The sequence below is a fragment of the Bacillus siamensis genome, from assembly GCF_051628075.1.
Lineage (GTDB): Bacteria > Bacillota > Bacilli > Bacillales > Bacillaceae > Bacillus > Bacillus siamensis.
In genome coordinates this window covers 807,147-832,033 of the sequence record NZ_CP155579.1, presented here as the reverse complement: position 1 = coordinate 832,033, position 24,887 = coordinate 807,147, and the positions used below count along the sequence as shown (strand labels likewise).

The window sequence follows — 24,887 nt, the reverse complement described above, 5'->3', positions numbered from 1 at the left end:
CTGCGTATAGTTCTTTTCATTCAACAAACAATAAAAGCAATAATTGTTGAAAGGGGTCTTTTTATATGTATGTCGGACGTGATATGGGCGAATTGGCTATGATGCCCAAACAAGATTGGAAAGATTCAGAGCTCGCCTATTTCCACCATGCCTTCCAGCAAATTATGCCGTATTTAAACGAGGAAGGCCAGTCCAAATACCGGGAACTGATTCAGGAAATCGAAGCCCGCGGCGGACTGAAACGGAATGAGGCGGATTACAGCCACGGCACGCGCGTCAGCTATGACTGACGCTTTTTACCGGCGGCCGCTCTCGTCCGCCATTTTCCAAATCTTTTGATGGGAAACGGGAAAAGCATATTCCCCGAGTTCCTCTTTTGTGACCCGTATTAATTCTGATGTATCCGACACTTGTTTTACTTTACCGAAAAAGACCGAAATATTCCAGACGAGATGAGTAAAAACATGCTCAACGATGCCTTCCAGCTCCCCGATTTCAGCGGTTGTTCCCATCTCTTTTTCTAAAAAGGCTTCAAGCTGCTCTCTTTCGGTTTTGATTCCTTTTTGGGTTTCGGTGTTCGGAAACTCCCACAGATTGGCGAGCAATCCTTTTGGCGGCCGTTTATGAATATAGACATTGTCCTGGTCGTCTGTCAGCACAACGGCTGCCATTGTTTTCACCCCGGGTTTTTTCTTTTTGCTTTTGACGGGCAGCTCCCGCTCTGTCCCTTCCGCAAATGCCGAACAGTGCTTTTGCACGGGGCACAGCAGACAGGACGGCGATTTCGGAGTGCAGATGATCGCGCCGAGCTCCATTAAACCCTGATTGAATTCAGAAGGTTTTTCATGAGAAATGAATGCGGATACCGCCTGTTCGAAAATGGTTCTCGTTTTCGGTTTTGCGATATCGTCCCATATGGAAAGAATTCTCGACATGACACGCATCACATTGCCGTCTACGGCCGGAATCGGCTTGTTGTATGCGATGCTGAGCACGGCGCCTTTTGTATAAGGGCCGACACCTTTCAGTCCGCCGAATTCCTTTTCCCCGTCAGGAACGACTCCTCCGTACCGCTCGTGCACTTCTTTTACGGCGCTTTGCAGATTTCTCACACGGGAGTAATAGCCTAACCCTTCCCAGGCTTTGAGCACTTTTTCCTCATCGGCTTCAGCGAGCGCCGAGACGGTCGGAAATTGCTCAAGAAACCGTTGGAAATAAGGGATGACGGTATCTACGCGCGTCTGCTGCAGCATGACCTCTGACACCCACACCCGATACGGGTCCTGATTTTCTCTCCACGGCAGAATTCTCTGTTCTCTTTCGAACCATGTAACTAAGTCCTCACGAAATGCGTCTATATCTTTTTGTTTCAATTTTTCTTCAAGTGCGTTCATATCTTCTCCTCAGATGTTTCGGGTCCCGCTTTTCTTGACACTGTATTTTGGTGTAAACTAAGGGCACGTTACGATAATATGTTACATTAAATAGTGATAAAGAAAAAGCGGAAACATATGAGAACGGCGGATAAACGCCATGATTGGGCAAACAGAAAATGGGGAATATCTTATAATGCGAAATATGCGGGCGACTGATGTATAACGCCTGCTAGGAGGTCACCAATGGATACTGGCACTCACGTTGTCATGGGCATCGCGCTTGGCGGAATCGCAACTCTCGATCCTGCCGTCGGCATGCATACCCCCATGTCTCAGGCAGTTATGATCGCCGCTCTTGCCGGCTCTCAGGCACCTGATATTGATACCATATTGAAGCTGAAAAATAATGCCGTTTATATTCGAAATCATAGAGGGTTCACGCACTCCATTCCCGCCGTTTTATTTTGGTCCATTCTGATTCCGGGCATTCTGTTTATGTTTTACCCGGAAGCGAACTTTCTGCACTTGTGGCTGTGGACGCTTCTGGCTGTCGTTTTGCATGTGTTTGTCGACATTTTTAACGCGTACGGAACGCAGGCCATCCGCCCGTTTTCGAAAAAATGGGTCGCTCTCGGTCTCATCAATACCTTTGACCCGTTTATTTTCATCAGCCATTTGGCCGCGATTGCCGTGTGGTATATCGGAGGCCATCCGGGCGTGACATTTTTGACGCTGTATATCATCCTCGCGGGATATTACGCCGTACGGTTTTTGATGCAGCTGCGGATTAAGCGGCGGCTGCGTGAGATGATTGAAGAAGAAATTGAAACCATCATTATTTCGCCGACGATGAAATTCAGGCAGTGGCGAATCGCCGTAACAACGGCGCATGCCTTTTATGTCGGCAGAAGCCTTGACGGCCATGTGGTGATATTGGATACATTCAACCGCGTGCCCGTACCGGAAACCGATGTGATGAAGGCCGCGAAACAGGATGAAAATATTGCAGCTTTTCTATCGTTCTCGCCCGTTTACAGGTGGGAGGTCGATACCTTTAAAGATCATTATGAGGTGCGCTTTATTGATTTGCGCTATCGAAGCAAAGGGCACTACCCCTTTGTCGCCATCGTTCACCTCAGTCATGATTTAGATCCTCTTTCTTCTTACACGGGCTGGATTTTCAGCGAGGAAAAACTGCAGAAAAAATTAAAGCTCGGCTCTGTTTAAGAGCCGGGCTTTTTTTGTCTTCTCACATATATGGCGGCAAACACGAGGCTGATCACCGATAGAGCGGCAGCCGGTTTAAAAAACGGCGGGTAATACGTTAATTGAATATCATTTTTTCCTTTTTGCGCTTTAAATCCGATAAAGGAATAATCCGCTTTTTCAACCTGTTCTTGTCTGCCGTTTACCTTCAGCTCCCAGCCCTTTTCATATGGAATCGGAAGCATGATGTACGGCGCGCCGGTTTTGTTTTTATACGAGATATGAAGCGTATTTCCGCGCCAGCTGAGATCGGCCGGCGGTTCTTTTTCCGCTTTTCGGTATGCATTTTTTAGTGTTCCGTACCGTTCTTCGTAAAGCGCCAGTCTGTCGAGCTGATACGTTCCTTTCGGCAGCCGGATTTGAATGTTTTTTGTTTTTGGCACTCTGACGGTGAGATCATTTACACCTGTTTTATAAATGGATTGATTCGATTTTCTCGTTGTCGTGTAATCGTTCACTCTTAATGTAAATCCCTGGTCCTTCGCTTTGTTCAATAAATAAAAGCTGACATAATAATCTCCGCCGCCAGCCTCAGCGCCGTGCGGTGTAATGATCAGGCCGCCGCCGTCTTCGTTTACCGTCAGGACGCCGTCTTGATAACCCGCATGGTCGGCCGTTACCTTTGCCTGACGGATCATATTTTTCACTTCTGGCGCTTTTTTCGTTTTTACTGTGCTCGATTCCGTGATGATCCCATCAAGCATCGCCCGCTCCCTGGCAAGGGCGGGCGCTTTTTTCAAGTCGCCCTCGTTATATACACGATCGGCTGTCCGGACGAACGGGAGCACATATTGATTTTGATAAACCGCATAGCGGGATGACTCCATGATTTTTTTGAATCCGTAAGGGACGCCGGCCTCGTTTGTTTTTTCCGTCATATAATATTTTCCGTAAAGCAGGCTGTATAAATTAGCCCTGTTTCCTAATGTTGCATAGCGGCTGACGCTTTCCCTGCCCATATCAATCTGTAGGTCGTTCCAGTAAAAGGACAGCAGATTGCGGTTCAGGATGCTTGAGTATACGCTGAATCCGTTGAACCCGTAAATGATCGGAGTGTTATTGAATACTCCGTTCATCCAATCTAAACGGGCAAAGGGATCAGGATCTTTTTCTTTCAGACGCTGAATAAGCTCTGTTTGTTCTTTACCCTTATAGTCAGGACCCGTCATAAAGGTATGCGATACCGTATAAATCTTCCCGCCTTCTGATAACGCATATTTTTCATATGTATTAGCCGTCAGCACCGCCGTCAAGAGAATGACGGCATAGACGGCGGGCACCGCGCCTTTCAGTCTTGTCTTTGCTGCAAGGAAAGCGATAATGGTCAGCCCCAGAAGGAGCAGGATAGGCAGGTTGGCCTGATCAGAAATATCCAGGCTGAACCGCCTCACCTGGCTCCAATAGAGCAGAACGGCGAGTACGGCGGATATCAGCATACTCTTCATGCTGATGTCTGAAAGCTTAGAAAGCCCTGCTGCGACCGTTCCGGCAATCGTGAAGCACAGGACGTATTCAAACCTGTTTTGCGGAGCTGAAAAACCGTTAAAAGCACTTGCCGCAAACGGACTGAAGTGAAACAGAATGTACAGCAGACTGATTCCCGCAAACAGCCGGAACAGCCGGTTTTTGTATAAAGAAAATGTAAATAGAAAAAGCAAAAAAACCGCCGGCAGAATGATTATCCGGCTTGAAAATAAAATGTTGTCGGAAAAATCAAGCCATGTAATTTGCTCTGAATACGGCGGCCGCAGATTATGAAGATATCCGTATACGACAGGAATAAAGGAGACTGCGCTTATGCCGAAGCCGAGCAGGCCTGACAGAATAAACATTCTGCATTGAGTGAGCTTTTTGGCTTCATTGTCTTCAAGATGAATGATCCATCTGAATAAGATGTAAATGCCGATGAAAATCAGATTAATATACGCAAAATAAAAGTTGTTGATCAATGTCAGCGCACAGGCGAAGATAAACCACGCCGGCTTTTTTTCTGTGATGATTTTTTCCGCGCCGAGCACGAGCAGCGGCAGCCACACCATACTGTCAGTGAAAAAGTCCCAATACACCTCATGCCGGAAGTAGATAATCGAGACCCCGTACAACACGGCGCCGACAAAAGCAGGCACTGTCCGTTTGACGAAATAACGGAACACACAGGCTGCCGTGAATATGACGAAACTCTGCTTAGCGATGCTGATAAAAACGGAGGCCTGGGCCCAAAACAGCGCATCCGCGTCACCCGACAGCTGCATAAGCTGCAGGATGCGGACAGCGGCGGAGATAAACAGAAAGAGAAAAGAAGTAGAGAAATAATAGCCGAGCTGACTGTACACTCCCCCGCCCATTCCGAACGAATAGCTGTAAAACAGCCGGCCGTTCATATATTGGTCAAACAGCAGCTTTTTGAAGACCGCCATTTGGGCGATCCCGTCTCCAGACCCCGTCATATAGCGGCCTTCTGACCACTCCTTCAAGAAAAAAATATGAGCGGCTGCCGCAGCCAGCACACAGGCTGCCGGCAAGATCCATTTATTTTTTTTCATACAACGTCTCCAGACCCTGCGCATAGCGGCGGCTGTTTAATGGTTCCACTTGCGCTTTTTTGTATAATTCGTTTCATTTTGTTCTCCGTACGTAATATTCGCTTCTTTAATTAAATAGTGCGGGCGTTTTTTCGTTTCATAGTAAATCCGGCCGATGTACTCGCCGATGATGCCGAGACTCAAAAGCTGGATGCCTCCTAAAAACAGCACGGCGGAAATAATGGTGAAGTATCCGGGAACGGACACGCCGTTTGTCAGAATATGAATAAAGGTCGTTACAATATAAACCATCGACAGAAGCAATATCAGAATACCGGTGAAAAAGCAAACCCTCAGCGGTTTGTTGTTAAAGGAGACGACGCCGTCCATTCCGTAGTTGAACAGATTGCTGAATGACCATTTGGACTTGCCGTTCTTCCTTTCGACATTTTCATAAAATACGATTTTCTGGTCAAACCCGATCCAGCAGAACAGCCCTTTTGAGAAGCGGTTCCCTTCACTCAGCTTCAAAAGGGCATCAACGGCCTGCCGGCTCAGCAGGCGGAAATCCCCGACTCCGTCACGCAGATCCACTTCGACGGCTTTGTTAATAAATTTATAATACAGGGAAGAAAGCACGGAACGCACGGGGCTGTCCCCTTTTCGGTTGCGCTGCGCAATGACTTGGTCATACCCTTCTTCATAGCCTTGAATGAAGTCTTTCAGCAGATGCGTCGGGTGCTGCAGATCGGCGTCCATCACGATTACCGCTTCGCCCTGCACGTGTTCAAACCCCGCCAAAATGGCCGCTTCTTTCCCGAAGTTGCGGGAAAAAGATATGTATTTGACGCGATGGTTTCTGGCGGCCAGTTCCTTAATCTGCTGAAGGGTGTCATCCGCGCTTCCGTCATTAATGTAGAAAATTTCATAGTCATAATGAATCGTTTGAAACTCTTTTTTTAAAGATTCATGGATGAGCTTGACGTTGTTTCCTTCATTGTAAGACGGAATAATAATTGAGATTAACCTTTGTTTCATGAAGGCACCTTCTTTGTATTATTCTTTTTTTAATACGGCCTTAGTGGAATAGTCCGCAAAACTTCAGTAAGGCTTTTCCTTTTTTTAAAGTCGTTTAAACCCTTTTTTCGTTACAGGGAAAGAAAAATTTTTCTGCATATGGTTATATATTTTTATTTTGTCATGTTTTTCGGCAGATATGAGAAAAAAAAAGAAAAAGTCTGTACGCGGGACAGACTTTATTGCTGAAGGTATTCATGAATCAAATGGCTGACGATGCGCGGTTTTTCGTGAATGACCCAATGCGAGGCATCGTCTATGAAGATTAAGTCGCCGTTTGGAATCATCCGTTTTGTTTCCAAAGCGAGCTTTTTGCTCAGCGCGCGGTCATTGACGCCCCATATTAATCGGTACGGAACAGACATTTTAAGCGGAACTGAAGGGCCTAAACCGCCGCATCTGATCGCCCTGTACCAGTTCAGCATAGCCGTGAGGGCTCCTTTTCTGCCCCACGCTTCTTTGTAGCTGTCGACATCTTCCCGTGAAAAAAGCTCCGGGCGTTCGGATAAGCCGATGGCGTGATCCAATACGCGGTAATTGTCTTCAGATAATCTCCGCTCAGGTTTTTCCGGGAGCTGAAAGAATGCGATATAAGAGCTTTTCTTCCATTGCGGCGGGTAGAACGGTGTAACCTTCCGCATAACCGCCGGATGCGGGATATTGACCGTGATCAATTTTTCAACGTATTGCGGCCGCGTGGATGCCAAGTGCCAGGCTACGGCTCCTCCCCAATCGTGACCGATGACGACGGCCTTGTCATCTGTAAAGTGGGTGATCAGCCCGATAATGTCATCCCTGAGTTTATCAATGGTATAGTTTTCAATGCCCTCCGGTTTATCACTGAGATTATAGCCGCGCTGGTCGGGCACGACAACATGGTATCCGGCATCCGCAAGCGGTTTGATCTGGCTCTTCCAGCCGTGCCAAAATTCCGGAAACCCGTGCAGCAGCACCGCCAAAGGGCCGTCTTTCGGACCCGCTGAAGCCGTGTGCAGCGTCACCCCGTTTGTTTCGATCATGTGAAAAGTGATGTCATTCAATCAGTTCTCCTCCCCACTTGTTTTAATCTTCTTTCTGTTAAGGCTATGATCAGCGCGCTGATCGCGATCAAACATACGGCCTGGACGATCAGGCTGTACGGCTGTGTGAGCGGAATGAGCAGGCTGCCCGCAAATCCGGCCGCAGCCGTCAGAAGGCCGAACAGAATCATGAGGATCGCACTGAAACGGTTGCCTTCTCTCCACTGGGATTCATCCGCCATAGAGCGTTTTGTCCGATATCCGTACAGGCTGTTAATTGACTTCGGCGGGAAAAGTGTGACTAAAATGCCGGCTGCAGCCATCAGAAGGCCGCCGATTACCATTATCATATCCGTCACTCTCCTTTTCATTTCATACGAAAGGAAAGGCGGAACGTTTCAGAAAAAAAGCAGGCTCATCCGCCTGCCTGAATCTTTATTTTTGAACTAAGTCGGCCGTCTTCACATAACCTGCTTTCCCGCCGTATGTGACGTACGCCCATTTACGGTCAAATCCTCCGTCATGGCTGAATCCCCAGCCGAGCACATTGACGGTTTCCCCCGCGTTCACGGAGCTTTTTTTGCCGGTTTCCAAAGTCGGCGTATAAAAAGCGGTTTGTTTCGCGGTCACTGCCTTCATCGGCTGCTTCATCAGAAAATGAGTGGAGATATAGGCTTTCTGGCCTTTGTAGTTAATCTCGGCCCAATCTGCCCCTTCAAGCTGTTTAACCTTTACGGCATCTTCTGAACGGAGCGTGCCGACAATCCGCCCTTGTTTATTTGGTTCTTTACGGACGTTAAGTTCTCCTGCTTTCACGATATATGTATCTGCTGCGGTGTCTATTTTTGTCTGCTGAACTGCTGCGGCATTCGCTGCCGGATCAAAAAAAACAGTGCCTGCGGCTAAAAATAAGCAAAGTCCTGCGGCCGGAATAATTGCGGTTAACCCTTTTTTCATGTTCATTGTGGTTCCTCCCCGCTATTTTATTAAGTTATTACACAATTCCACACTTTGCGGGTCATCAAACATGATTTTCCTATTTCTTTTATAAAAAGAAAAAACCGCCGGAAGATTCCGGCGGAACGCACTATTATGTTAATGCAGGAGTCCCCTGCTTTGATCCAAATAATGAGAAACGTCTTCCCGCATGCTTTGGAACATATGAAGCTTGCTGCCGTACGATTCAATCCATTCCTTGACGACGCGTTCTGTCATTTGCTCTCCCTGATACGGGCGACCGGCTTTTGCGTAAGTCGCTTCGAAATCTCCCCATAAAAGCTCCACCCAAGTACGCGCTTGCAAATAGCTGAGCATATCATTTTTCTCAAGCAGCAAATTCGTCAGTTTGTCGATATATGTATTCATGTCTCTGTCTCCTTTCCTTGGGAAAACCTGCTGCTTTTACGCAGCTTGTCACAGGCATATACTAACTTTACGTCTTCAGTCCAGAAGGCGCAACCTTTTGATATTGGCCGAGGGGGAAAACAAATGGTCCGGAACAAAGCAAAAGGATTTCCTAATCAGAACAATAATAAGTTTGAAGGCGAACCGCGGGCAAAAGATGACTACGCTTCTAAACGGGCGGACGGTTCAATTAATTCGCACCCGCAAGAGCGCATGAGAGCTTCAGGCAGACGATAAACAGACCGTAAAGAGACCGGGAATGATCCGGTCTCTTTTTTGCATCCCGAAAAAATCCTCTTGAGTCCGTAATATGTCAGTGAAAAACTGCTGCCCGGCTGACGGCTCACCGTGATGAAAACTGAAAAAGCTTGCGGACGGAATATCCGCTGCAAGCTTTTTGTTATCCTTTATGCATTTGGTATTCATAAACGTCCTTCTTCTCAGACAGATGAGCGAACGTGGACAGCACAAGGCCGAGAGCGGTCATCAGCGCACCGCCGGCAAACAGCCATGAGTACGATCCCGTTCCGCCGAGAATCAAACCGCCGATCCAGGCGCCGAGCGCGTTTGCCAGGTTAAAGGCGGAAACGCTCACCGCGGCGGCGATCGTCGTGCCGTTTTCAGAGGAAGATATAACCTTTGTCTGTAAAAGCGGCGGCGTGCCGAACGCACACGCACCGAATAAAAATGTCGCCGAAACGGCGGCGGCGGGAAACACAGCGATATAAGGGAAAATCGCCATGACGCCGATCAAGCCGATCATCACGCCGATCATTGTGCGTGTCAGCAGTTTGAGCGGCACTTTCCCTGCGAAAAAATTCCCCGCCACTCCGCCGAGACCGTAGGCAAATAACGCGCCTGTGATGCCGACCGTGCCGAATCCCGCTGAATCTCTTAAAATCGGCTCGATAAACGTGTAAGCGATAAAAACGCCTGAGTAGCCGAGAATGGTGATCGCAAAGGAAAAAATGACTTGCTTATGCTTAAAGACACTCCATTCATTCATCAGCATCGGAATCACTTTCGGTTTTTGATTCGGTACGACCAGCATCAGGCCGATCAGTCCGATCAGGCCTAAAACAGAAATAATGAAAAAGACGGCACGCCAATTAAGGGCATCCCCTAAATAAGAGCCGAACGGAACGCCGAGCATCAGCGCCACAGTTAATCCTCCGTTCATCGAGGCAGCGGCGGCGGAACGTTTTTCAGGCGGCACCATTTCACTTGCAAACACCATAGCAATCGCAAAAAAGGCTCCGTGAATGGATGCGGATAAAATTCTGGAAATCGCCAGCACGGCAAAATTTGGCGCAAAGACGCTCATCAGATTGGCAAGGACGAAGATGCCCATCAACCCGAGCAGCACCGGTTTTCTCGGGAGCTTAACCGCGATAATGGTTACGATCGGACCCGTCAGGCAGACGCTTGCCGCGTACGCCGTAACAAGCATGCCCGCTGAGGACACATGTATATGAAAGTCATCGGCAATCGACGTCAAAATACCCATGACAGCATATTCCGTATACCCGATGGAAAACGTGCAAATCATTAAAACAAAAATCATTAATTTCACTGATGGCTGTTTCATTTTGATATTCAACGCGAATCGCCTCCTTTTTAATAAAAAAAACAACGAATTTCATCTTAAAAGATATCGAAATTGAATTCAATCATTTTTTACTGAACGTTTGAAACGAATGTGCCCGAAAAAAAGAGGCCGGAACCGGCCTCTTTTATTAACTTTTTTCTTTTAAAACAGAAATCGGCAGCGCCTCTTCCCGGTCAGGCGACGAAGATCTGTGCCCCCAGGCGAATACGCCGTTGATGTAATCAATGCTGAATGTGTCATCAGAACCTTCTATCTGATACACTGCGCCGGGCCGAAAGTCTTCCGGCTCCAGCATGTAGGCTTTGGCCATCGTGATTTTCCGTTCAAGCACGGCCAATTCATTTACAATGCCCATCTGTTCCGCTTTTCTCGCTTTTTCCGTCAATCCCGCAATTTCTGTCTGTAGTTCATGAGGCGTCATTTGACTGTATCGTTTATCCATTTCGGTTTACTCCTCTTCCTGCAAAAATTGTTCAATATCGTCAATCGAGAATCCTTTTCTGAATAAGTACTGTTTGACCTTCATTCTGCTTTCATAGCTGCCGTCATAGCGGTATTTCCTGATCGCCTTTTCCGCATGAATCTTCAGGGCTTCCATCTCAGTTTCGTCATCATTCTCATACTCCGTCTGCTCCAGGGCGGCGTTGATCACGTCGAATGGAAAACCTTTTCGCTGAAGCTGCATCTGCGCCCGCTGTCTGATCTCTTTTGTGGACAGCTTTTTGTCTTTTTTCAGGATTTTCCCGATATGTTTCAGCGCTTCTTGTATCTGCTCGTCAAATGTAAACGCACTGAGAGTCTCCTTGATGGTATCGTCGTCTATTCCTTTCGCTTTCAGCTCGCGGAACAAGACGTCAGGGCCTTTGCCGTTTGTTTTCTTGTGGGTGCTTGCATAGGCTTCGGCAAATTCTTTGTCATTTAAGTAGCGGTAATCGTACAGTTTATGGATGACTTCAGGAATGACCATCTCAGGTGTTTCTTTTTTCTTCAGATGGTCCCGGACTTCTTTTTCAGAGCGCATCCGGTATGATAAAAAATCTACGGCGCGGTTAAAGGCTTTTTTCGCTTCATCGCCGTGCTGGATTTCAAGAATGTCAAGCTCGTCCAGTTCTTTCCCTTTTTTCAGGTCAAAACGCACAAGCACGTCGGCGTCGACGCTGAATGCATATTTCTCATCAAGAAAGATGTTGAAGCGCTCGGTGTTTTTCTTTTGGGTCGATATTTTTGTAATAAACGGCATACCGGTCTCCTTTCCCGCCCCGATGTTCAGGCGTTTTTCTTTTCGGCAAATGAGGTACAGTATATGTATCAACGTGTAAGGAGAGATGGATATGAATATCGCGATGACAGGCGGCACGGGTTTTCTCGGCCGGCATCTGACAGGTGTGTTTACCCGCCGGGGACATCATGTCTATATTTTATCAAGAAAACAGAGAGAAACCGAACAAAAAAATGTGACATATGTTCAATGGCTGGCCGAAAATGCGGCGCCTGAGCGCGAGCTTCCCCCTATTGATGTATGGGTGAATCTCGCCGGCAAATCCATCTTTGACCGCTGGACGGACACAACGAAGGAACAAATTATCTCAAGCCGGGTAAAAGCGACGAGAGAAGTCAGACGGATTATGAAGCAGCAGCCTCAAAAACCGCGGGCTTTCATTCAGGCTAGCGCCGTCGGCATTTACGGCACCAGCACAGAGAAAACGTTCACTGAGCAGTCCGATACGTCAAATGAAGACTTTCTCAGTCATACGGCTCATATGTGGGAGCGTGAAGGCCAGAAAATTGAAGCGCTCGGCATCCGGACGGTATATGCCAGATTCGGCGTGATGCTCGGTGAAAAAGGCGCCCTGCCGCTCATGGTTCTCCCTTATAAGCTGTTAGCGGGCGGCACCGTCGGCTCGGGACGGCAATGGCTGTCATGGGTTCATGTCGATGACGCCGCGAAACTCATCGCGTATGCGGCGGAACATGAGGACTTGTCCGGGCCGATGAATGTGACATCGCCGAACCCCGTTGAAATGAAGCAATTCGGAAAGACGATCGCAAGCGTCCTGCACCGCCCCCACTGGATTCCCGTACCGGAATTTTTTCTGGAGAAAGCATTGGGAGAGATGAGCCTGCTGATCGTAAAAGGCCAGCGCGCCCTGCCTAAACAGGCGCTGACATCCGGTTTTCAATTTACGTATGAAGAACTTGATTTCGCTTTAAAGGATCTCTTATCTGCATAAAAACGGAAATAAAAGCCAATCCTATTGGTATTCTGTTTTGAAGGAGGGTCTTCTTTTATGGAAAAGAAGCGCGAAAAACATCAGCAGGGAGCCAATCTCAAAAAAATGCAGGAAGTCCTTTATTCCGGTGAATTCAAAAAAGCGGAAAGAGCAGCCAAACGGAAATAAACGAATAAAGATCGAGACCGGGCAGATACTATGTTTGTTTGATATCACTTTTTTCAGGGGGCGATTGTTATGGGCAGAAATCATACTCACAAAAACCGTGATAAAAACAAACAAAAGCTTCCTCAAGTTCCGGCTGCTTTGAAACGTGAAACAGACGGCACATATGAGGAATATTCAAGCGAGCTTGCTGATTCCGCTGACCGCGAAGCGCAGGCGCGGATGAAAGCCGCGGACAACAGAGCAAAAAGCAAAACCCGCTAATACAAAATCCCCGCCTCTTCTTGAGGACGGGGATTTTTTTACAGTTCGGTAAACAGGCTTTTTGCCGGCGTCCGTTCTTTCGCCTTAGGCTGTTCATCCGGATAGCCCGTTTGGATGATGGCGGCGAAACGCTCATTATCTGCAAGTCCGAAGTCTTGATGCACCTGTTTGTCATACATAATGCGGCCGCTTTTCCAAACCATGCCGATGCCGTTTTCATGTGCGAGAAGCTGAAGGTTTTGAATCATGCCGCTCAGCGCCGCGAAATCATCATTTCGCGTAAATTCATTTTCATCTTCTTTTAAGACGACCAACAAAAATCCCGGTACGGCACTGAGATTTTTTCTCATGTTCCGCTCTTTTTCCTCGTTGAAATCATCTTTTATTTTTTTGAAAAATGAGACGTAGCTGTCCGCAAGCTTTTCTTTTCCCGCTTCGCTTGCCGCGTAGATAAAACGCCATGGCTCCGTCAGTCTGTGGTTCGGTGCGTAAACGGCAGTTTCGAGCATATCTAATATGACTTCAGAAGGAACGGTTTCCGGTTTAAATGACCGGATGGATCTTCTGTTTCTGATCGTAAGTTTAAGACTCTCGTTTTGCTGTAATTGTTCGGTTTTCGGCATGCCGATTCACCTTCCTATTCAATTGAAAATGATTATCATTTATAATATAACGGATAGAACCGTCTTTTGTAAACCATTACGGAAGCTGAAGATTAATTGATTCGGCATACACGGCAGTTCCCGTCATCTCGATTTTCACCTCGCCGCCTTCCTCCGTGATCCTGATTTCCACTTTTCCGTCTTTCCCTATTTCCTGGCCTTGTTCAATCGTGAGGCATTCGGCTTCAGAGCCCCCGTATTGCCGCATATAGGCCGCCATGACGCCTGAAGCGGTTCCCGTGACGGGGTCTTCGGTCGTTCCGGAAAAAGGAGAAGAAAAATGGCGTCCGTGCAGATCGCTTTCCTGATGAACAGTTTCCAGAGAAAAAGGATGAACACTCGCTTTCGGAAGATCTTGCAATACAGCGGGAAATTGTGAGTTGTCCGGCACCATATTCCGTGATGCTTCCAGTGATTTCAGCGGAACAATCAGTGTCCAGATTCCCGTTGATCCGTAAACAATCGGAAGCTCGCCGTGGAAATCCTCAGCCGTTATCCCGAGCGAAGCCGCAAGCTTTTCTTTGTCTCCTGTAAACGGCAGAAATTGCGGGGGAGCCTGTTCAAGCGTGATGTATACCCGCCCGTTTCGTTCAGCGGCTTTTACGGGAAGAATGCCGGCTTTTGTCTCAATCCGATACGTCTGACCAGCCTGAAGCCTTCCCTTTTCAATTAATGCGTAGAGAGAGGCAACGGTAGCATGTCCGCATAAATTCATTTCATGGCCGGGTGTAAAATAGCGGATACACAGATCGGCTTCTCCGCTTTTACAGAGAAATGAGGTTTCATTGTACCCTGCCATTTCGGCGATCATCTGCATCTCTTCATCTGAATAATCATCACCGTTAAAGACGATTCCAGCGGGATTTCCCAGATCAGGAATATCGGTAAACGCTTCATATTTAAATACGGCTGCCTGTTTCATTCATCAGTCTTCCTTTCGTCTTATGGTATGTTATTCAGTATAACAAAAGAAAATTAGAATTTTTAGTTAATTACATTACAGGAAAAAAAAGACGCCTTTTAACGGCGTCTTTTTTTGGTTTTTCCGATCAGGCTGGTGACGAGAAACATCGTGACAGACAGCGATCTGTTTTTGCGGTACGCCAAGTATTTCCCGCGCCATTCCGGTTTGTATTTTTCTTTAAAGGCCCGCAGCCCGCTGAAGCTGTACATATACCGGACGTTGTTGAAGATGACGGCTGCGATTCTTTCCGACCAGAAAGATGTAAAGGCCGTTCCTACGTTTGACAACGGCGCCATCCCCATATTAAAAGTGGTATAGCCTTTTTCCTGCGCCCAGAGAAACAGACGGATGAAAAGCGCGTCCATGATACCGTTCGGCGCGTTTTTCCGATAACGCATCAAGTCGACTGATATTTCGCCTTCCTGGTACATCGGCATAAGGTTGGCAAAAGCGATGATCTCCCCTTCTGTGTCTTTTACGTAAGCAATCGGAGCCTGTTCCAAATAGTCCCGATCGAAGAAACCGAGAGAAAAGCCTTTCTCTTTTTTCGGTCCGAGCCATTCGTCCGAAATGTCTTTCAGCTTGGTCATAAACTCGGAAGAAAACGGCGGCTCCCCGACATGAAATGTATAGCCTTCGCGGTCAAATTTGTTGTTAATCGCGCGCAGACCCGCTTTTTTCTTTCCTGACAGCGTAAATGCCTCCATATCCACGAGAGCTTCTTCTCCAAGCTTGAAGAAGTTATAGCCGAAGTCATGGTACAGCGCCATGTCTTCACGTTCAATCTGATAAAACATGACACTCAGCCCCTGCTTATGCGCTTCGTTCAGAAATTCCTCGATCACCAGCGGAAAAGAGTCTTTCTGTCCCGACGGATCACCGAGCACGACAAGTCTTCTCGAAATCTGGCCGAACAATAAAAGCGCTTTGCCGTCGCTTGAGAAATAAAACCGCTTATCCCCGAGGAAGCCGAGATGGCTGAGCGCATTTCCGCCTTCTTCCGCCAAAAAGGTCTTCAGCCGTTCAGGATCGGCCGCTTCCCCGATCGGCTTCAATCTTTTATGATAAATTGCCGTGAAGACAAAGAAAAACAGAGGCACGACAATAATGGCCGTCATCGTCGCATATGTAATGTGCGAATTATTATGGACGAAGTAATCGTGGCGCAGCAGCCGGTTCATTTTATCCCAAATAAAACCGGCAATGAGATTATAGTTAAACAGGGCGATAATAAACAGAGCGGCCGCAAAAATCATCTGGCCGAGTGTATACGATGCCTGCTCCCTGATAAACTGCCGCTTCAGCAGCACAAGCACGACGATGACGACAGGCAGAATAAAGATCGCACTGATGTTCATTCCTTTTAAGAAACTGAACATAAAACCGCCGACCAGCGCGGCGACCGCCATTGAATAAGAGCGTTTCGTCCGTTTGTATAATTCAATCGGCAGGATTAATAGAATCAATGCCGCGCTTAGCGATAACGCGTTAAACGCAAGGAGCGCCGGGCGCGGAATGTGCGGAATGACCGTTTCTCTGTCAATCGGCAATGCGACGGACGCAAGCACGACGACTCCCGACACGAAAACCAAAAGCGACAGCGAACCGTAAAGCACTCTGATTAAGATCCCGCGCTGCAATACGAGAAGCACGTTCGTCGTTTCTACGGCAGGCGCCATCTTCGGATTTGATTCCAGCCGTTTCAGCGTGTTTTCCGTTAAGTCGCCGGCCGCAAAGAACAGCCCGAACACAAACGGAATAAATGAATACACAATCCGGTAGATGACGATGGATGTCACGACTGCCTCCTGCGGAAAGCCCATATTCTGCATGCCGAGCAGAAACAGGAGGTCAAACGAGCCGAATCCGCCCGGCACAAGGCTGATGATTCCCCCGATAGCGGCTATCGCGAATACACCGAATACATGGCGGACATCTGCGTGAATCCCCATGACGTGCAGTGAATAATACATAACGACGGCCGCCGCAAACCATTCGGCAAACGAAGCTCCGATATAAGAAAAAATCGGATGCCTCAGTTTTGCTTCACCATCTTCCGTTCGAGCTTTTTTATTGTTGATCCAAGCGGCGATTAAGGCCACCGGCACAATAAGCGCCACGCCGGCGATGACAGCCCACAGCCACGGCTTCTCGCCTGTGATTTCGCCCACCGGCAGCACCCGGGCGACAGTCAGAATACTGAAGACCGACAGCCCGAGCAGCGCTGAAGAAGTAAGCCAGGCAATGCCTGCGACAAGTCGTTTTACGTCGCTCGTATGCTCTTTGTACAGCATCGTCCGCAGTCCGACGCCCGCCAGACCCCCGAATCCAAGGACATTGTTAAAGGAATTGGCGATAAAGGAAACCCTGAACACTTTCCAATTCGGAATGTTGAGCCGCAGCGTCCGTTTCAGCACAAAGTCATAAAAGGACATCGCACTGACGGCAAGGAGGCCGAGCAGAACGAGGATAAATAAATCGTACCGCTCAATCCCGTTAATAATGTACAGCGTGCGTTTAAAAGAAAGATCCGTCAATTCCTTCTTCGACTGATAAATGACTAAAAGCAAAACTGCAATAGGAAATAATACTTTTAATATCGATAAGGCATTCTTTTTAGTCAGCAATATTCTCTCCAATCATCATAAAATAGCTTATTTATTATAATTCCCCCAATAATCTCCAACATATTATACACTACCACCTCCTATTCAAACAAAACTCGCCTGCAACTTTCTTTCTCAGATGAAAATCAGTAATATGGTATGAAGGAGTATGAATGAGGAAGTGAGACGATGGATTATAACCTGCATGATACAACGGTCTTGGGCGGCGATATTTTTTCTCCTGAGGAACGGGATATTTGGGTGCTGTACATGAAAGTGATGACGTCGGCGGGACTCGGCGATGTGTCAGAATGGATGAAGCTTGATATGAGCATGCCGCAAATGAAGGTACTGATGCTTCTGAACAACCACGGGACGCTGAAGGTGAGTGAAATTGCAGAAAAAATGGGCGCTTCCCTTTCAAATACGACGGGGCTGCTCGACCGGTTGGAAAAATCAGGTTTCGTTACACGCGCCCCGTCAGAAGAAGACCGCCGTTCAGTCGTCGTTCAATTGACGGAAAACGCGAAAGACATTTTCCGCAGCCTTTATCAAAAAGGGCATATAAAATTGAAGCGTTCATTGGAAACGCTGACCGCTGAAGAAAAACAAACGGTCAATCAAGGACTCGCCATTTTGGCAAAAGCGCTGGAATCCTCCAAACAGGCATAGAGATGAAAAAGGCCTGCCGTATCGGCGGCCTTTTTTCATTTGACATTTAATTCACTCCAAGTGAATAATATATTTTGAGTGAATTAAAATGGAAGGATTGATCAGTATGCCGAGACGAGTGCAAACAGGAAAAAACCAGAGCTGGGCCATCACCCTTTTTACGATCGGTGTGTTCATGGCGGCGCTGGACAACGGAATTATTTCCGCTGCTCTGACGACGATTAACAGCTCTTTTGATATTTCTCCTTCATGGGGATCGTGGGGCGTGACCCTTTATACATTGGGACTCAGTGTCAGTGTGCCGATTGTCGGCAAGCTGTCGGACCGCTACGGGCGGAAAAAACTGTTTATGATTGAAGTCGGACTGTTTGGTCTTGGCTCTTTGCTTGTCGCACTCAGTCAGAGCTTCCCGATGTTTTTGGCGGCGCGGCTCATTCAAGCCTTTGGCGGCGGGGGAATTTTTATTATCGGCAGCTCACATGTGCTGGCTGTGCTTCCGAAAGAAAAACAGGGAAAAGCTCTCGGGCTTTTAGGGGCGATGAACGGTATGGCGGCCGTCCTCGGACCGAATATCGGGAGTTTTTTGCTTGATGTAACCGGGTCGTGGCATTGGCTGTTTCTGATTAATCTGCCGATAGCCGCCGCTTTGGTTGTGTGCGGCGGTTTGTTTATTGCTGAAACGAAAGAGCCTGAGGCGAAAAAGCTTGATCTTGCCGGCACGATGATGCTGTCTCTCGCAATTTTATCTTGCATGATCGGTATCACGAACCTCGACGGGGCAAAGCTGTCAGAAAGCATAATGGACGTGAAGGTGTACGGATATCTTCTAGGGGCGGCATTTCTCTTTCTGGCGCTGCTTAAGGTTGAAAAGCGGGTTGAAAAACGCGGGGGAGATCCGATTCTCGCCTACTCGCTGCTGCAAAATAAAGTGTTTCAATGGACGCTTGTCATCGGGTTTTTATCGGGCGGGCTGCTCGCTGCGGTCATTTTTATTCCTTCTTACGCGGAGCAGTATTTGCACGTATCAGCGGAGAAAGCGGGTTATTGGATGACGCCGCTCGCGTTGGCATCAGGCATCGGCGCATGGCTCGGCGGGGCGGTCACGGATAAAAAAGGGCCGGTCTTCTCTGCTGTTGTATCAGGCGCTATCGCATTTGCCGGCTTCAGCATGTTTCCGTTATGGGTGACGGATAAATGGGAATTTGTCACGGCGAGTGTCATTGCGGGGACCGGTTTCGGATTTCTGCTCGGAGCTCCGCTGAATGTGCTTGTATCAGAAACGGCGGGCCAAAACAAAGGGACGGCGCTCGGCACGCTTTCCCTCGTGAGGCAGGTCGGGCTGACGCTCGCCCCGGCCTTATATGCCGGCTTCATTACAGCCGGCTTTGACCGGATCGGAGATGACATCAAAAACCGTTTAGCAAAAAGCGGCGTTCCCGCTGATCAGGCGCAATTGCCCGATATCAGCGGCGGGATTTCTTCGTTGCAGGAACAGGTAAGCCTAATCCCCGTTCCCGCCGTCAAAAAAGCAGTTTCTGATGCGATTGAAACGGGCATTGCCAGCGGCTATCATCACCTTTATACGGCTGCCGCCGTCATTTCGTTATGCACGATTGTATCTGCGGCTGTTTTGGCGTTCTTCCGGAAGCCGGCATCCTCTAAGACAAATGCCAGCCCATCCGCCGGGAAAGCTCAGTAATATGGGCGATATGATGTTCAGAATGCCAGACATATAATCCGAGCGCTTGTTCCAGCGTAACCGTCTCTTTGGAAACAGGATGGAAGTATCTCCGTTTGAATTGGGCTTCCGTCATGGAGCGCAAAAGAGCGGCCCATCTTCTGTGCAGGATTGTTAACAGCTCAAGCGCATCCCCGCAAGCGGCGGTTTTTGAATCATGAAGATCGGCCCAGCCTTTTTCATCATAGGGACGGATTTCCGGTTCATCTTCTGTTAAAGCCAATTTAAACCGGGTATAGCCGTTCATGTGGCTGTCCGCCAGATGGTGAACCACTTGACGGACAGTCCATCCCCCTTCGCGGTACGGCGTATCGAGCTGATTGTCCGACATCGCTCTGACAGCTTGTTTCAGTTTGGCCGGAGCGTGTTCCAGCGCATTGATCCATTCTTGTTTCTGTCCGCCCGAAATCGATTCAGCCGGCTGATATTCTCCAATCGGATAGCTGAGGGTTTGTTTTTCCATTTTTGTCTCTCTCCCGTTGATCGTATTATGAAAGTATGATGGTGATATCGCAGCCTTCCGCTTTCGCTTCACGAAAGACTTGAAGCACACTCTCGGCGCCGTTTTCTGTAAGCTGCTTGCTTTGTTCAAACTGTCTCCATTCTAAAACGAGGGGGTACTCGACCCAGCCGGTCAGACAATCCCATAAAGCGTCAAGGTTTTCACCGTAGTATTCAGGAAGGGCAAGCTCCTTTTTCAATGTCTCGTGCAGGTCGCTCATACTTCTGATTTGTTCCCCGTTAATGATTGCTTTTTTCATGTGCGGCTCCTTTCTCATGATTTTATTCTATCAGTTTACCATTTTCCTCTTCAGAAGTGACCGGAGTCTGCCGCGGTTCCAGCTGGACGATGCCTTGCCCGCCGTCAACGGCCACCCTGTCCCCCGTTTTCAGTTTTGACGTTGCATTTCCGCACCCGACAACAGCAGGAATCCCCAGTTCCCGGGCGACGATCGCCGCGTGGGACAAAGGGGCGCCGACGTCCGTTATGATAGCAGCCGCTCTTGGAAAAAGCGGGGTCCATCCTACATTGGTTGTCGAAGTCACTAAAATTTCCCCCGCCGCAAAAGAATCCCCGTCTTCCGGGACATCAAGGACACGGACAATGCCCTCCACTCTCCCGGCCGCTCCCGCGAAACCTTTTAAAGTGTGCGCATCATCAGTTTCCGCAGGCATAAAAGCATCGTAATAATCCGCTCTTCTGTCAGGTTCCTCAGCCCATTTAAACGGATTGAATCTTCCGTTAATAACGGATGGGAACGGCGGCAGTTTTTTATAGGTTTCATAGTTTTGCTTTCTCGCTTGAATCGACGCAACCGCAGGCTCTTTCCCCGCAAGCAGATCGGATATTTCATGCAGATACAAGAAGAAAATATCGTCCTTCATGCCGGTCATTTCCGCCGCTCTGAGCGCGAATGCTCTGGCTGTCCGGTACACCCTGACAAATTCGGATCTGGTTGTTTCTCTAATATTCGCGTATTCTGACGCTTTTTCCATTTTGGCTTTGAGCCATTTGACCTTACGAGGAAACTTTTCTTCAAATCTTCGGAAGGCCTGTTCATGCGCCCGCTGCTGTTTCAAAAGCAGTTGTTCGGCATCAATACCCGACTCCTTGTGTTCTTTGATCTGCTTCGTCAGCCAATCCCGGTTTTCTCCCGGATGCGGTATGGAAAGTTCGTATTCATGCGGGCCTCGGTGGCCTTGGTTCCTGAGATATTCTTCCTCGCTCATACGGCCTTTCATGACTTGATCAATGCCGATAATCGGCTCCAGGCTGGCCAGTCCGCCTTTTCCCCTCAGATTGGAAAGCAGGAGATTCGCATCTTCTATGCCTGCGAGTTTTGTTAATTGAGAGGTTAATGACGAAGAGGATTGCGCAGAATCACGCCCGCCGGATATTAACGCAAACCACGCGTTGCATAAATACGGATAGATCTCATTGTTCCATATCGCTAATAATGCCCGCTCCGTTTCGGCTCGTTTCAGCTTTTCCTCAATATTCCGGCACCACTCCGGCGATTCGTCCAAGTAGGAGGACATGTTTTTTTTCGCGTGCTTCATTTTCGACAGATACGGTTTCAGTTTTTTCGAGATGATCTTCAAAAGTTCATACTTTGAGAATGGATATAAAGGAATTTTCATTTCCGCCGGGATTTCTCCCAATGTATCGCTCATCATTTTTCCTATTTTTCCGCCTTTCGGATTCAGACCGAAAGCGGCGAGAACGGAAAGAGGCTGGCTCATATTGTTATAGGCTCTGCCGCAAATATTGCCGGACCAGACATAATAACCCGGAATGATGCCCGACTCTTCATCCAGATTCCGGAGGAGCGACCATGTCAGCGGCGTCATCACATCGGGAATCGCTTCTCCTATATTTGTGTTTGTCCATAAAAAATCACCGCTGAAAGAATCATTCCATTCATAGGTTTCCAGATTTCCGGCTTGTAAGGTCGTAATCGGGCGGGATTGAAGAATATACAATGTCCCGCCCGCGGCGGCCCATTCAATATCCTGCGGCCCTCCAAGATCTTTTTCCAGCTTTTTCGCCAGTTTATAGAGCTTTGACGCATATTTACGAAATTCCCCGGGGCCGTCATATTTTTTCTTGGGCCGTGCCAGTTTAAAAGAATAGGCATCGGCTTCCCCGGAAACGAGCTGCTCCCCGAGACCGTAGACGTAATTGCCTGTCATCTCCCGCCTGCTCCCCGTAATCGGATCTGCGGTAAACAGCACTCCGGATATCTCAGACGGTATCATCAGCTGGATGACGATTGCGATTTCATGCTCATCTTCCATTCCCTGAACGGCGCTGTACGCTTTTACCCTTTCTGACTGTGCCGATCGGCGGACTTCATCAATCGCCTTGGACATGTCTTGATCTGTTTTGACATTCAACACCGTATCGAATTCTCCGGCAAAGGAAGCCTGAGCGGAATCCTCGCTCAGCGCAGATGAGCGTACGGCAAACAACGCAGTTGCATGGCGGCTGCGGATGGAATTCACATATTGATCAATAGCCTCTCTCGCCTGATGGCGGAGCTGTCCGTCCTGAAAAGCTGACGGCAAAATCACAAACCCTTCAGGCACAGGATACCCGCTTTGATACATTTTAGAGAGAATGCTTCCTTTTCCTCCCGCAGAGGAATAAAGTTCGGCCGGAAGTTCTCCGAATGTTTTGACACAGTCATTCATAATGTCCCCGCTCCTTTTTAGTCGTTCATCCAAGCTCACCATTTTTCTCTTTTTCACTTTTTTTGAAAGTATTTCCTATAAGTATACAATATATCGGTCTTCACAAGGGAGAAAATCGATGGCGTTATGTTGTCATAAATGCATCCGGTCAAAACGGATGCAGGCGGGGTCTTCAGCCTTACAGTAAAAGCACTATCAAAATTAGAGATAGGCTGCCCGATACCGCTTACCTGGCATTCTCTGTCGGCTTGCCGCGGGGGGTTTCGTTTGCAGGTTATATACAACTTCCGTATCAAAAAAGGCGGCTGAAACGCCGCCTTTTTTTCAGACTGTGCGGCCTTGATGCGCCGCCGTATTTCTTTTGGTCTGCTTCGGCTGATACACTTTTCCGACAAACAGGTATCCGTATCTGAAATGGCTGCACCCCCAAGATACGAAAATGGGACCGAGCGTGCAGATCAAAAATAAAAGAAGGATGGCAGCCGGCAAAGGCATTGACCGCAAATAGCCTTCCAGAAGATATCCGCTGATTAAAAAGTAGGAGTGCAGCAGATAGATTGAAAACGAATAGTTGCTGATCATCATCACAATCGCGGGCACTTTTTTAAGCTTTGAAAACAGATGAAAACACAGAAAGATCATACTGACCGCGTAAATCATAATATCCGGACGCTTAGAGGAAATGGAGCCGCCGCTGACATATGAAACCGTCACAATCAATATTGCCGATACGGCCGCACTGAAGTAAACCGCATAACGGTATTGATTGATGAGCGCTAAAAAACGCCGGTATTCCTTTCCGCAATAAAATGCCAGACAGAAATAAAACAGCCAGCCCGGAAACGGAACCCAAAAGAACGGAAAAATAGAATCAAGCCCCGATGAAACAGGCGGATGAACGATTGAAAAATAGGCCAGATAGACGGCGTTGATGATAAACGAAACAGCCAGCACCCACACGGGAGATGTGTTGCTCAGCCAGCGGTGCAGCAGCATATGGAGAATGTAAAATTGAAAGATCACAAGAATGAAGTACCCGATAAAGTTTCCTAAAAAGACGTTTTCTAAAAATTTACCGAACACTGAAACGAAACCGGCTCCCTCTTCTGCCACACTTTTCATTAAGATGGCATCCACCGCGGCGATAAACAGAAACGGCACGAAAATAACTTTTCCCCTTTTCTTTAAGAAACCTGCGGGGACGCCTTCCGGATAGGACCTGGCAAGCAGAAATTCCGAGATAAAGATAAACGCCGGCGTGCTGAACATCAGCAAGGTCCGGAATGCATCAACCGTACGGGCGGCGCTTGCTAAGAACTCTTCCTGAATCATCAGCACCATTGACACCACGTGCAGCAGAACGACACTTAAGCAGGAAAGACAGCGGATCACGAAAATTTCTTTTATCTGCATGCGGCCGCTCCTTTTTCACAAGCGCGGCGGACTTTGGCGTATGCCTGGCGAAGCCGCTTTTCCCGCAGCTCGGGTGTGCTCGTTTTAACTGAGGATATAAAGTTCCGTTCGGCTTTTTGAATGCCGCAACATTGCAGAATTCCTTTTTTCAGCGTAATCCAGTCCGCGTTTTTCCGGAACCACTTTAAGTGCCTGTTCGGGGAGTCTGCTGTATAAAACACCTGTGCCGTCTCTGCCCGAAGCAGGCCTTTTACGCGGCCGTTTTCAAATGTGTAGGCTTCTCCGGCGACAAGCACTTTGTCAAAAAAGCCTTTCATAATCGCCGGAACGCCTCCCCACCACAGCGGGTAGATGAAAATGAGATGATCCGCTTCTTTCACCAGTTTCCGGTATCTCTTCGTTTCAGCGTCCCGTTTCATATCCGCCCGCTTTTTTTCATCTCCGGCCTTCAGCACGGGATCAAATTGATCGGCGTATAAGTCAATGACAGTATAGCTTTTGCCGCTGTCCTTCAAAGCCATGGCGACGTATTTTACGATAGCCGCATTGAAGCTGTTCTCATCCGGATCTGCATACACAATCACCGTCTTCATATGTCCCTCCCAGTATTTTTTAATTTTTACAATGATTATATCATGATGTCATATGAATAAGGCAAAGACATGATGAAAGGCGTTTCAAATCTGTATGCGGCTGAGGATTGC

27 protein-coding genes are annotated in these 24,887 nt (G+C 48.1%); 8 read left to right on the top strand and 19 right to left on the bottom strand.

Annotated features, from left to right (window positions below; all coding sequences use genetic code 11):
• Positions 1 to 65: 65 nt before the first annotated feature.
• Positions 66 to 290 (top strand): hypothetical protein, encoded by a 225-nt coding sequence (locus tag ABDB98_RS04240; RefSeq protein ID WP_016936709.1) that lies wholly within the window; start codon positions 66 to 68, stop codon positions 288 to 290.
• A 6-nt stretch (positions 291 to 296) separates the two neighbouring features.
• Here the strand turns inward: ABDB98_RS04240 and mutY are convergent, their stop codons facing one another.
• On the bottom strand, positions 297 to 1,394 hold the full coding sequence (gene mutY / locus ABDB98_RS04235; RefSeq protein ID WP_060963250.1) for an A/G-specific adenine glycosylase: 1,098 nt from the start codon (positions 1,392 to 1,394) through the stop codon (positions 297 to 299).
• 225 nt (positions 1,395 to 1,619) lie between these two features.
• On the opposite strand from mutY, the gene ABDB98_RS04230 reads away from it, so the two are divergent.
• The gene (locus ABDB98_RS04230) at positions 1,620 to 2,603 is read left to right on the top strand and encodes a metal-dependent hydrolase (RefSeq protein ID WP_438421465.1); all 984 of its coding nucleotides are present in this window, start codon (positions 1,620 to 1,622) and stop codon (positions 2,601 to 2,603) included.
• Here the strand turns inward: ABDB98_RS04230 and ABDB98_RS04225 are convergent.
• The 6 genes from ABDB98_RS04225 to ABDB98_RS04200 all read right to left on the bottom strand — a co-directional run bounded on the left by ABDB98_RS04225 (position 2,600) and on the right by ABDB98_RS04200 (position 8,625).
• Positions 2,600 to 5,185: a YfhO family protein gene (locus ABDB98_RS04225; RefSeq protein WP_438421464.1), complete on the bottom strand. Its 2,586-nt coding sequence runs from the start codon at positions 5,183 to 5,185 to the stop codon at positions 2,600 to 2,602. The genes ABDB98_RS04230 and ABDB98_RS04225 overlap by 4 nt on opposite strands.
• A 36-nt stretch (positions 5,186 to 5,221) precedes the next feature.
• A complete protein-coding gene (locus ABDB98_RS04220) occupies positions 5,222 to 6,202 on the bottom strand; it encodes a glycosyltransferase family 2 protein (RefSeq protein ID WP_438421463.1) in 981 nt (326 codons plus the stop codon).
• Positions 6,203 to 6,420: 218 nt separating this feature from the next.
• Positions 6,421 to 7,281: an alpha/beta fold hydrolase gene (locus ABDB98_RS04215; protein ID WP_438421462.1), complete on the bottom strand. Its 861-nt coding sequence runs from the start codon at positions 7,279 to 7,281 to the stop codon at positions 6,421 to 6,423.
• Positions 7,278 to 7,610: an SdpI family protein gene (locus ABDB98_RS04210; RefSeq protein WP_438421461.1), complete on the bottom strand. Its 333-nt coding sequence runs from the start codon at positions 7,608 to 7,610 to the stop codon at positions 7,278 to 7,280. The genes ABDB98_RS04215 and ABDB98_RS04210 overlap by 4 nt, the downstream gene beginning before the upstream one ends.
• An 85-nt stretch (positions 7,611 to 7,695) precedes the next feature.
• Positions 7,696 to 8,223: an SH3 domain-containing protein gene (locus ABDB98_RS04205; protein WP_438421460.1), complete on the bottom strand. Its 528-nt coding sequence runs from the start codon at positions 8,221 to 8,223 to the stop codon at positions 7,696 to 7,698.
• 132 nt (positions 8,224 to 8,355) lie between these two features.
• Positions 8,356 to 8,625: a YfhJ family protein gene (locus ABDB98_RS04200; protein WP_016936717.1), complete on the bottom strand. Its 270-nt coding sequence runs from the start codon at positions 8,623 to 8,625 to the stop codon at positions 8,356 to 8,358.
• A 123-nt stretch (positions 8,626 to 8,748) separates the two neighbouring features.
• Here ABDB98_RS04200 and ABDB98_RS04195 point away from each other — a divergent pair, with 123 nt between their 5' ends.
• On the top strand, positions 8,749 to 8,901 hold the full coding sequence (locus ABDB98_RS04195) for a small, acid-soluble spore protein K (protein WP_003155495.1): 153 nt from the start codon (positions 8,749 to 8,751) through the stop codon (positions 8,899 to 8,901).
• Here the strand turns inward: ABDB98_RS04195 and ABDB98_RS04190 are convergent.
• The 4 genes from ABDB98_RS04190 to recX form a co-directional block, all read right to left on the bottom strand.
• Complete coding sequence (locus tag ABDB98_RS04190) at positions 8,887 to 9,090, bottom strand: hypothetical protein (protein ID WP_438421459.1); 204 nt, start codon at positions 9,088 to 9,090, stop codon at positions 8,887 to 8,889. The two genes, ABDB98_RS04195 and ABDB98_RS04190, sit on opposite strands and share 15 nt — an antisense overlap.
• Positions 9,065 to 10,258 carry an MFS transporter gene (locus ABDB98_RS04185; protein WP_076983019.1) on the bottom strand — a complete coding sequence of 398 codons (1,194 nt, stop codon included), beginning with the start codon at positions 10,256 to 10,258 and terminating at the stop codon, positions 9,065 to 9,067. Before ABDB98_RS04185 ends, ABDB98_RS04190 begins: the two co-directional genes overlap by 26 nt.
• Before the next feature lie 142 nt (positions 10,259 to 10,400).
• Positions 10,401 to 10,715 (bottom strand): YfhH family protein, encoded by a 315-nt coding sequence (locus ABDB98_RS04180; protein WP_060963295.1) that lies wholly within the window; start codon positions 10,713 to 10,715, stop codon positions 10,401 to 10,403.
• A gap of 6 nt (positions 10,716 to 10,721) precedes the next feature.
• Entirely contained in the window at positions 10,722 to 11,513 is a 792-nt protein-coding gene (gene recX / locus ABDB98_RS04175; RefSeq protein ID WP_060963296.1) for a recombination regulator RecX, read from the bottom strand.
• A 91-nt stretch (positions 11,514 to 11,604) separates the two neighbouring features.
• Between recX and ABDB98_RS04170 the strand changes: the two genes are divergently transcribed.
• The 3 genes from ABDB98_RS04170 (at position 11,605) to ABDB98_RS04160 (ending at position 12,933) form a co-directional block, all read left to right on the top strand.
• Positions 11,605 to 12,504: a TIGR01777 family oxidoreductase gene (locus ABDB98_RS04170; protein WP_438421458.1), complete on the top strand. Its 900-nt coding sequence runs from the start codon at positions 11,605 to 11,607 to the stop codon at positions 12,502 to 12,504.
• Positions 12,505 to 12,561: 57 nt separating this feature from the next.
• Positions 12,562 to 12,672, top strand: coding sequence for a YfhE family protein (locus ABDB98_RS04165; protein ID WP_003155504.1), 111 nt, complete (start codon positions 12,562 to 12,564; stop codon positions 12,670 to 12,672).
• A 69-nt stretch (positions 12,673 to 12,741) separates the two neighbouring features.
• Complete coding sequence (locus ABDB98_RS04160; protein WP_016936722.1) at positions 12,742 to 12,933, top strand: YfhD family protein; 192 nt, start codon at positions 12,742 to 12,744, stop codon at positions 12,931 to 12,933.
• Between the two features lie 38 nt (positions 12,934 to 12,971).
• Here the strand turns inward: ABDB98_RS04160 and ABDB98_RS04155 are convergent, their stop codons facing one another.
• From ABDB98_RS04155 to mprF, 3 genes are all read right to left on the bottom strand, one after another.
• Positions 12,972 to 13,556 (bottom strand): nitroreductase family protein, encoded by a 585-nt coding sequence (locus ABDB98_RS04155; RefSeq protein WP_438421457.1) that lies wholly within the window; start codon positions 13,554 to 13,556, stop codon positions 12,972 to 12,974.
• 76 nt (positions 13,557 to 13,632) lie between these two features.
• Positions 13,633 to 14,517 (bottom strand): PhzF family phenazine biosynthesis isomerase, encoded by an 885-nt coding sequence (locus ABDB98_RS04150; RefSeq protein ID WP_438421456.1) that lies wholly within the window; start codon positions 14,515 to 14,517, stop codon positions 13,633 to 13,635.
• Between the two features lie 98 nt (positions 14,518 to 14,615).
• On the bottom strand, positions 14,616 to 17,186 hold the full coding sequence (mprF, locus tag ABDB98_RS04145; protein ID WP_438421455.1) for a bifunctional lysylphosphatidylglycerol flippase/synthetase MprF: 2,571 nt from the start codon (positions 17,184 to 17,186) through the stop codon (positions 14,616 to 14,618).
• A 168-nt stretch (positions 17,187 to 17,354) separates the two neighbouring features.
• On the opposite strand from mprF, the gene ABDB98_RS04140 reads away from it, so the two are divergent.
• Positions 17,355 to 17,837, top strand: a complete 483-nt coding sequence (locus ABDB98_RS04140) for a MarR family transcriptional regulator (protein WP_438421454.1) — start codon at positions 17,355 to 17,357, stop codon at positions 17,835 to 17,837.
• A 106-nt stretch (positions 17,838 to 17,943) separates the two neighbouring features.
• Complete coding sequence (locus ABDB98_RS04135) at positions 17,944 to 19,536, top strand: MFS transporter (RefSeq protein ID WP_438421453.1); 1,593 nt, start codon at positions 17,944 to 17,946, stop codon at positions 19,534 to 19,536.
• Here ABDB98_RS04135 and bstA read toward each other — a convergent pair.
• The 5 genes from bstA to ABDB98_RS04110 all read right to left on the bottom strand — a co-directional run bounded on the left by bstA (position 19,496) and on the right by ABDB98_RS04110 (position 24,776).
• Positions 19,496 to 20,038 (bottom strand): bacillithiol transferase BstA, encoded by a 543-nt coding sequence (gene bstA, locus ABDB98_RS04130; protein ID WP_438421452.1) that lies wholly within the window; start codon positions 20,036 to 20,038, stop codon positions 19,496 to 19,498. The two genes, ABDB98_RS04135 and bstA, sit on opposite strands and share 41 nt — an antisense overlap.
• Positions 20,039 to 20,063: 25 nt before the next feature.
• Positions 20,064 to 20,336 carry a ribonuclease inhibitor Barstar gene (locus tag ABDB98_RS04125; protein ID WP_438421451.1) on the bottom strand — a complete coding sequence of 91 codons (273 nt, stop codon included), beginning with the start codon at positions 20,334 to 20,336 and terminating at the stop codon, positions 20,064 to 20,066.
• A gap of 22 nt (positions 20,337 to 20,358) precedes the next feature.
• Entirely contained in the window at positions 20,359 to 22,770 is a 2,412-nt protein-coding gene (locus tag ABDB98_RS04120) for a PEP/pyruvate-binding domain-containing protein (RefSeq protein WP_438421450.1), read from the bottom strand.
• 324 nt (positions 22,771 to 23,094) lie between these two features.
• Positions 23,095 to 24,183: an acyltransferase family protein gene (locus tag ABDB98_RS04115; protein ID WP_438421449.1), complete on the bottom strand. Its 1,089-nt coding sequence runs from the start codon at positions 24,181 to 24,183 to the stop codon at positions 23,095 to 23,097.
• Complete coding sequence (locus tag ABDB98_RS04110) at positions 24,174 to 24,776, bottom strand: NAD(P)H-dependent oxidoreductase (protein WP_438421448.1); 603 nt, start codon at positions 24,774 to 24,776, stop codon at positions 24,174 to 24,176. Before ABDB98_RS04110 ends, ABDB98_RS04115 begins: the two co-directional genes overlap by 10 nt.
• Between the last annotated feature and the right edge of the window lie 111 nt (positions 24,777 to 24,887).

Excerpts from the sequence above, each read along its gene's own strand:
- ABDB98_RS04195 (WP_003155495.1), top strand. The coding sequence starts at position 8,749 with ATGGTCCGGAACAAAGCAAAAGGATTTCCTAATCAGAACAATAATAAG.
- ABDB98_RS04210 (WP_438421461.1), bottom strand. The coding sequence starts at position 7,610 with ATGATAATGGTAATCGGCGGCCTTCTGATGGCTGCAGCCGGCATTTTA.
- ABDB98_RS04110 (WP_438421448.1), bottom strand. The coding sequence starts at position 24,776 with ATGAAGACGGTGATTGTGTATGCAGATCCGGATGAGAACAGCTTCAAT.
- ABDB98_RS04165 (WP_003155504.1), top strand. The coding sequence starts at position 12,562 with ATGGAAAAGAAGCGCGAAAAACATCAGCAGGGAGCCAATCTCAAAAAA.
- mutY (WP_060963250.1), bottom strand. The coding sequence starts at position 1,394 with ATGAACGCACTTGAAGAAAAATTGAAACAAAAAGATATAGACGCATTT.
- ABDB98_RS04240 (WP_016936709.1), top strand. The coding sequence starts at position 66 with ATGTATGTCGGACGTGATATGGGCGAATTGGCTATGATGCCCAAACAA.
- recX (WP_060963296.1), bottom strand. The coding sequence starts at position 11,513 with ATGCCGTTTATTACAAAAATATCGACCCAAAAGAAAAACACCGAGCGC.
- ABDB98_RS04220 (WP_438421463.1), bottom strand. The coding sequence starts at position 6,202 with ATGAAACAAAGGTTAATCTCAATTATTATTCCGTCTTACAATGAAGGA.
- ABDB98_RS04200 (WP_016936717.1), bottom strand. The coding sequence starts at position 8,625 with ATGAATACATATATCGACAAACTGACGAATTTGCTGCTTGAGAAAAAT.
- ABDB98_RS04190 (WP_438421459.1), bottom strand. The coding sequence starts at position 9,090 with ATGAATACCAAATGCATAAAGGATAACAAAAAGCTTGCAGCGGATATT.
- ABDB98_RS04160 (WP_016936722.1), top strand. The coding sequence starts at position 12,742 with ATGGGCAGAAATCATACTCACAAAAACCGTGATAAAAACAAACAAAAG.
- ABDB98_RS04205 (WP_438421460.1), bottom strand. The coding sequence starts at position 8,223 with ATGAACATGAAAAAAGGGTTAACCGCAATTATTCCGGCCGCAGGACTT.
- ABDB98_RS04115 (WP_438421449.1), bottom strand. The coding sequence starts at position 24,183 with ATGCAGATAAAAGAAATTTTCGTGATCCGCTGTCTTTCCTGCTTAAGT.
- ABDB98_RS04155 (WP_438421457.1), bottom strand. The coding sequence starts at position 13,556 with ATGCCGAAAACCGAACAATTACAGCAAAACGAGAGTCTTAAACTTACG.
- ABDB98_RS04140 (WP_438421454.1), top strand. The coding sequence starts at position 17,355 with ATGGATTATAACCTGCATGATACAACGGTCTTGGGCGGCGATATTTTT.
- bstA (WP_438421452.1), bottom strand. The coding sequence starts at position 20,038 with ATGGAAAAACAAACCCTCAGCTATCCGATTGGAGAATATCAGCCGGCT.
- ABDB98_RS04120 (WP_438421450.1), bottom strand. The coding sequence starts at position 22,770 with ATGAATGACTGTGTCAAAACATTCGGAGAACTTCCGGCCGAACTTTAT.
- ABDB98_RS04170 (WP_438421458.1), top strand. The coding sequence starts at position 11,605 with ATGAATATCGCGATGACAGGCGGCACGGGTTTTCTCGGCCGGCATCTG.
- ABDB98_RS04180 (WP_060963295.1), bottom strand. The coding sequence starts at position 10,715 with ATGGATAAACGATACAGTCAAATGACGCCTCATGAACTACAGACAGAA.
- ABDB98_RS04225 (WP_438421464.1), bottom strand. The coding sequence starts at position 5,185 with ATGAAAAAAAATAAATGGATCTTGCCGGCAGCCTGTGTGCTGGCTGCG.
- ABDB98_RS04150 (WP_438421456.1), bottom strand. The coding sequence starts at position 14,517 with ATGAAACAGGCAGCCGTATTTAAATATGAAGCGTTTACCGATATTCCT.
- ABDB98_RS04125 (WP_438421451.1), bottom strand. The coding sequence starts at position 20,336 with ATGAAAAAAGCAATCATTAACGGGGAACAAATCAGAAGTATGAGCGAC.
- ABDB98_RS04135 (WP_438421453.1), top strand. The coding sequence starts at position 17,944 with ATGCCGAGACGAGTGCAAACAGGAAAAAACCAGAGCTGGGCCATCACC.
- ABDB98_RS04230 (WP_438421465.1), top strand. The coding sequence starts at position 1,620 with ATGGATACTGGCACTCACGTTGTCATGGGCATCGCGCTTGGCGGAATC.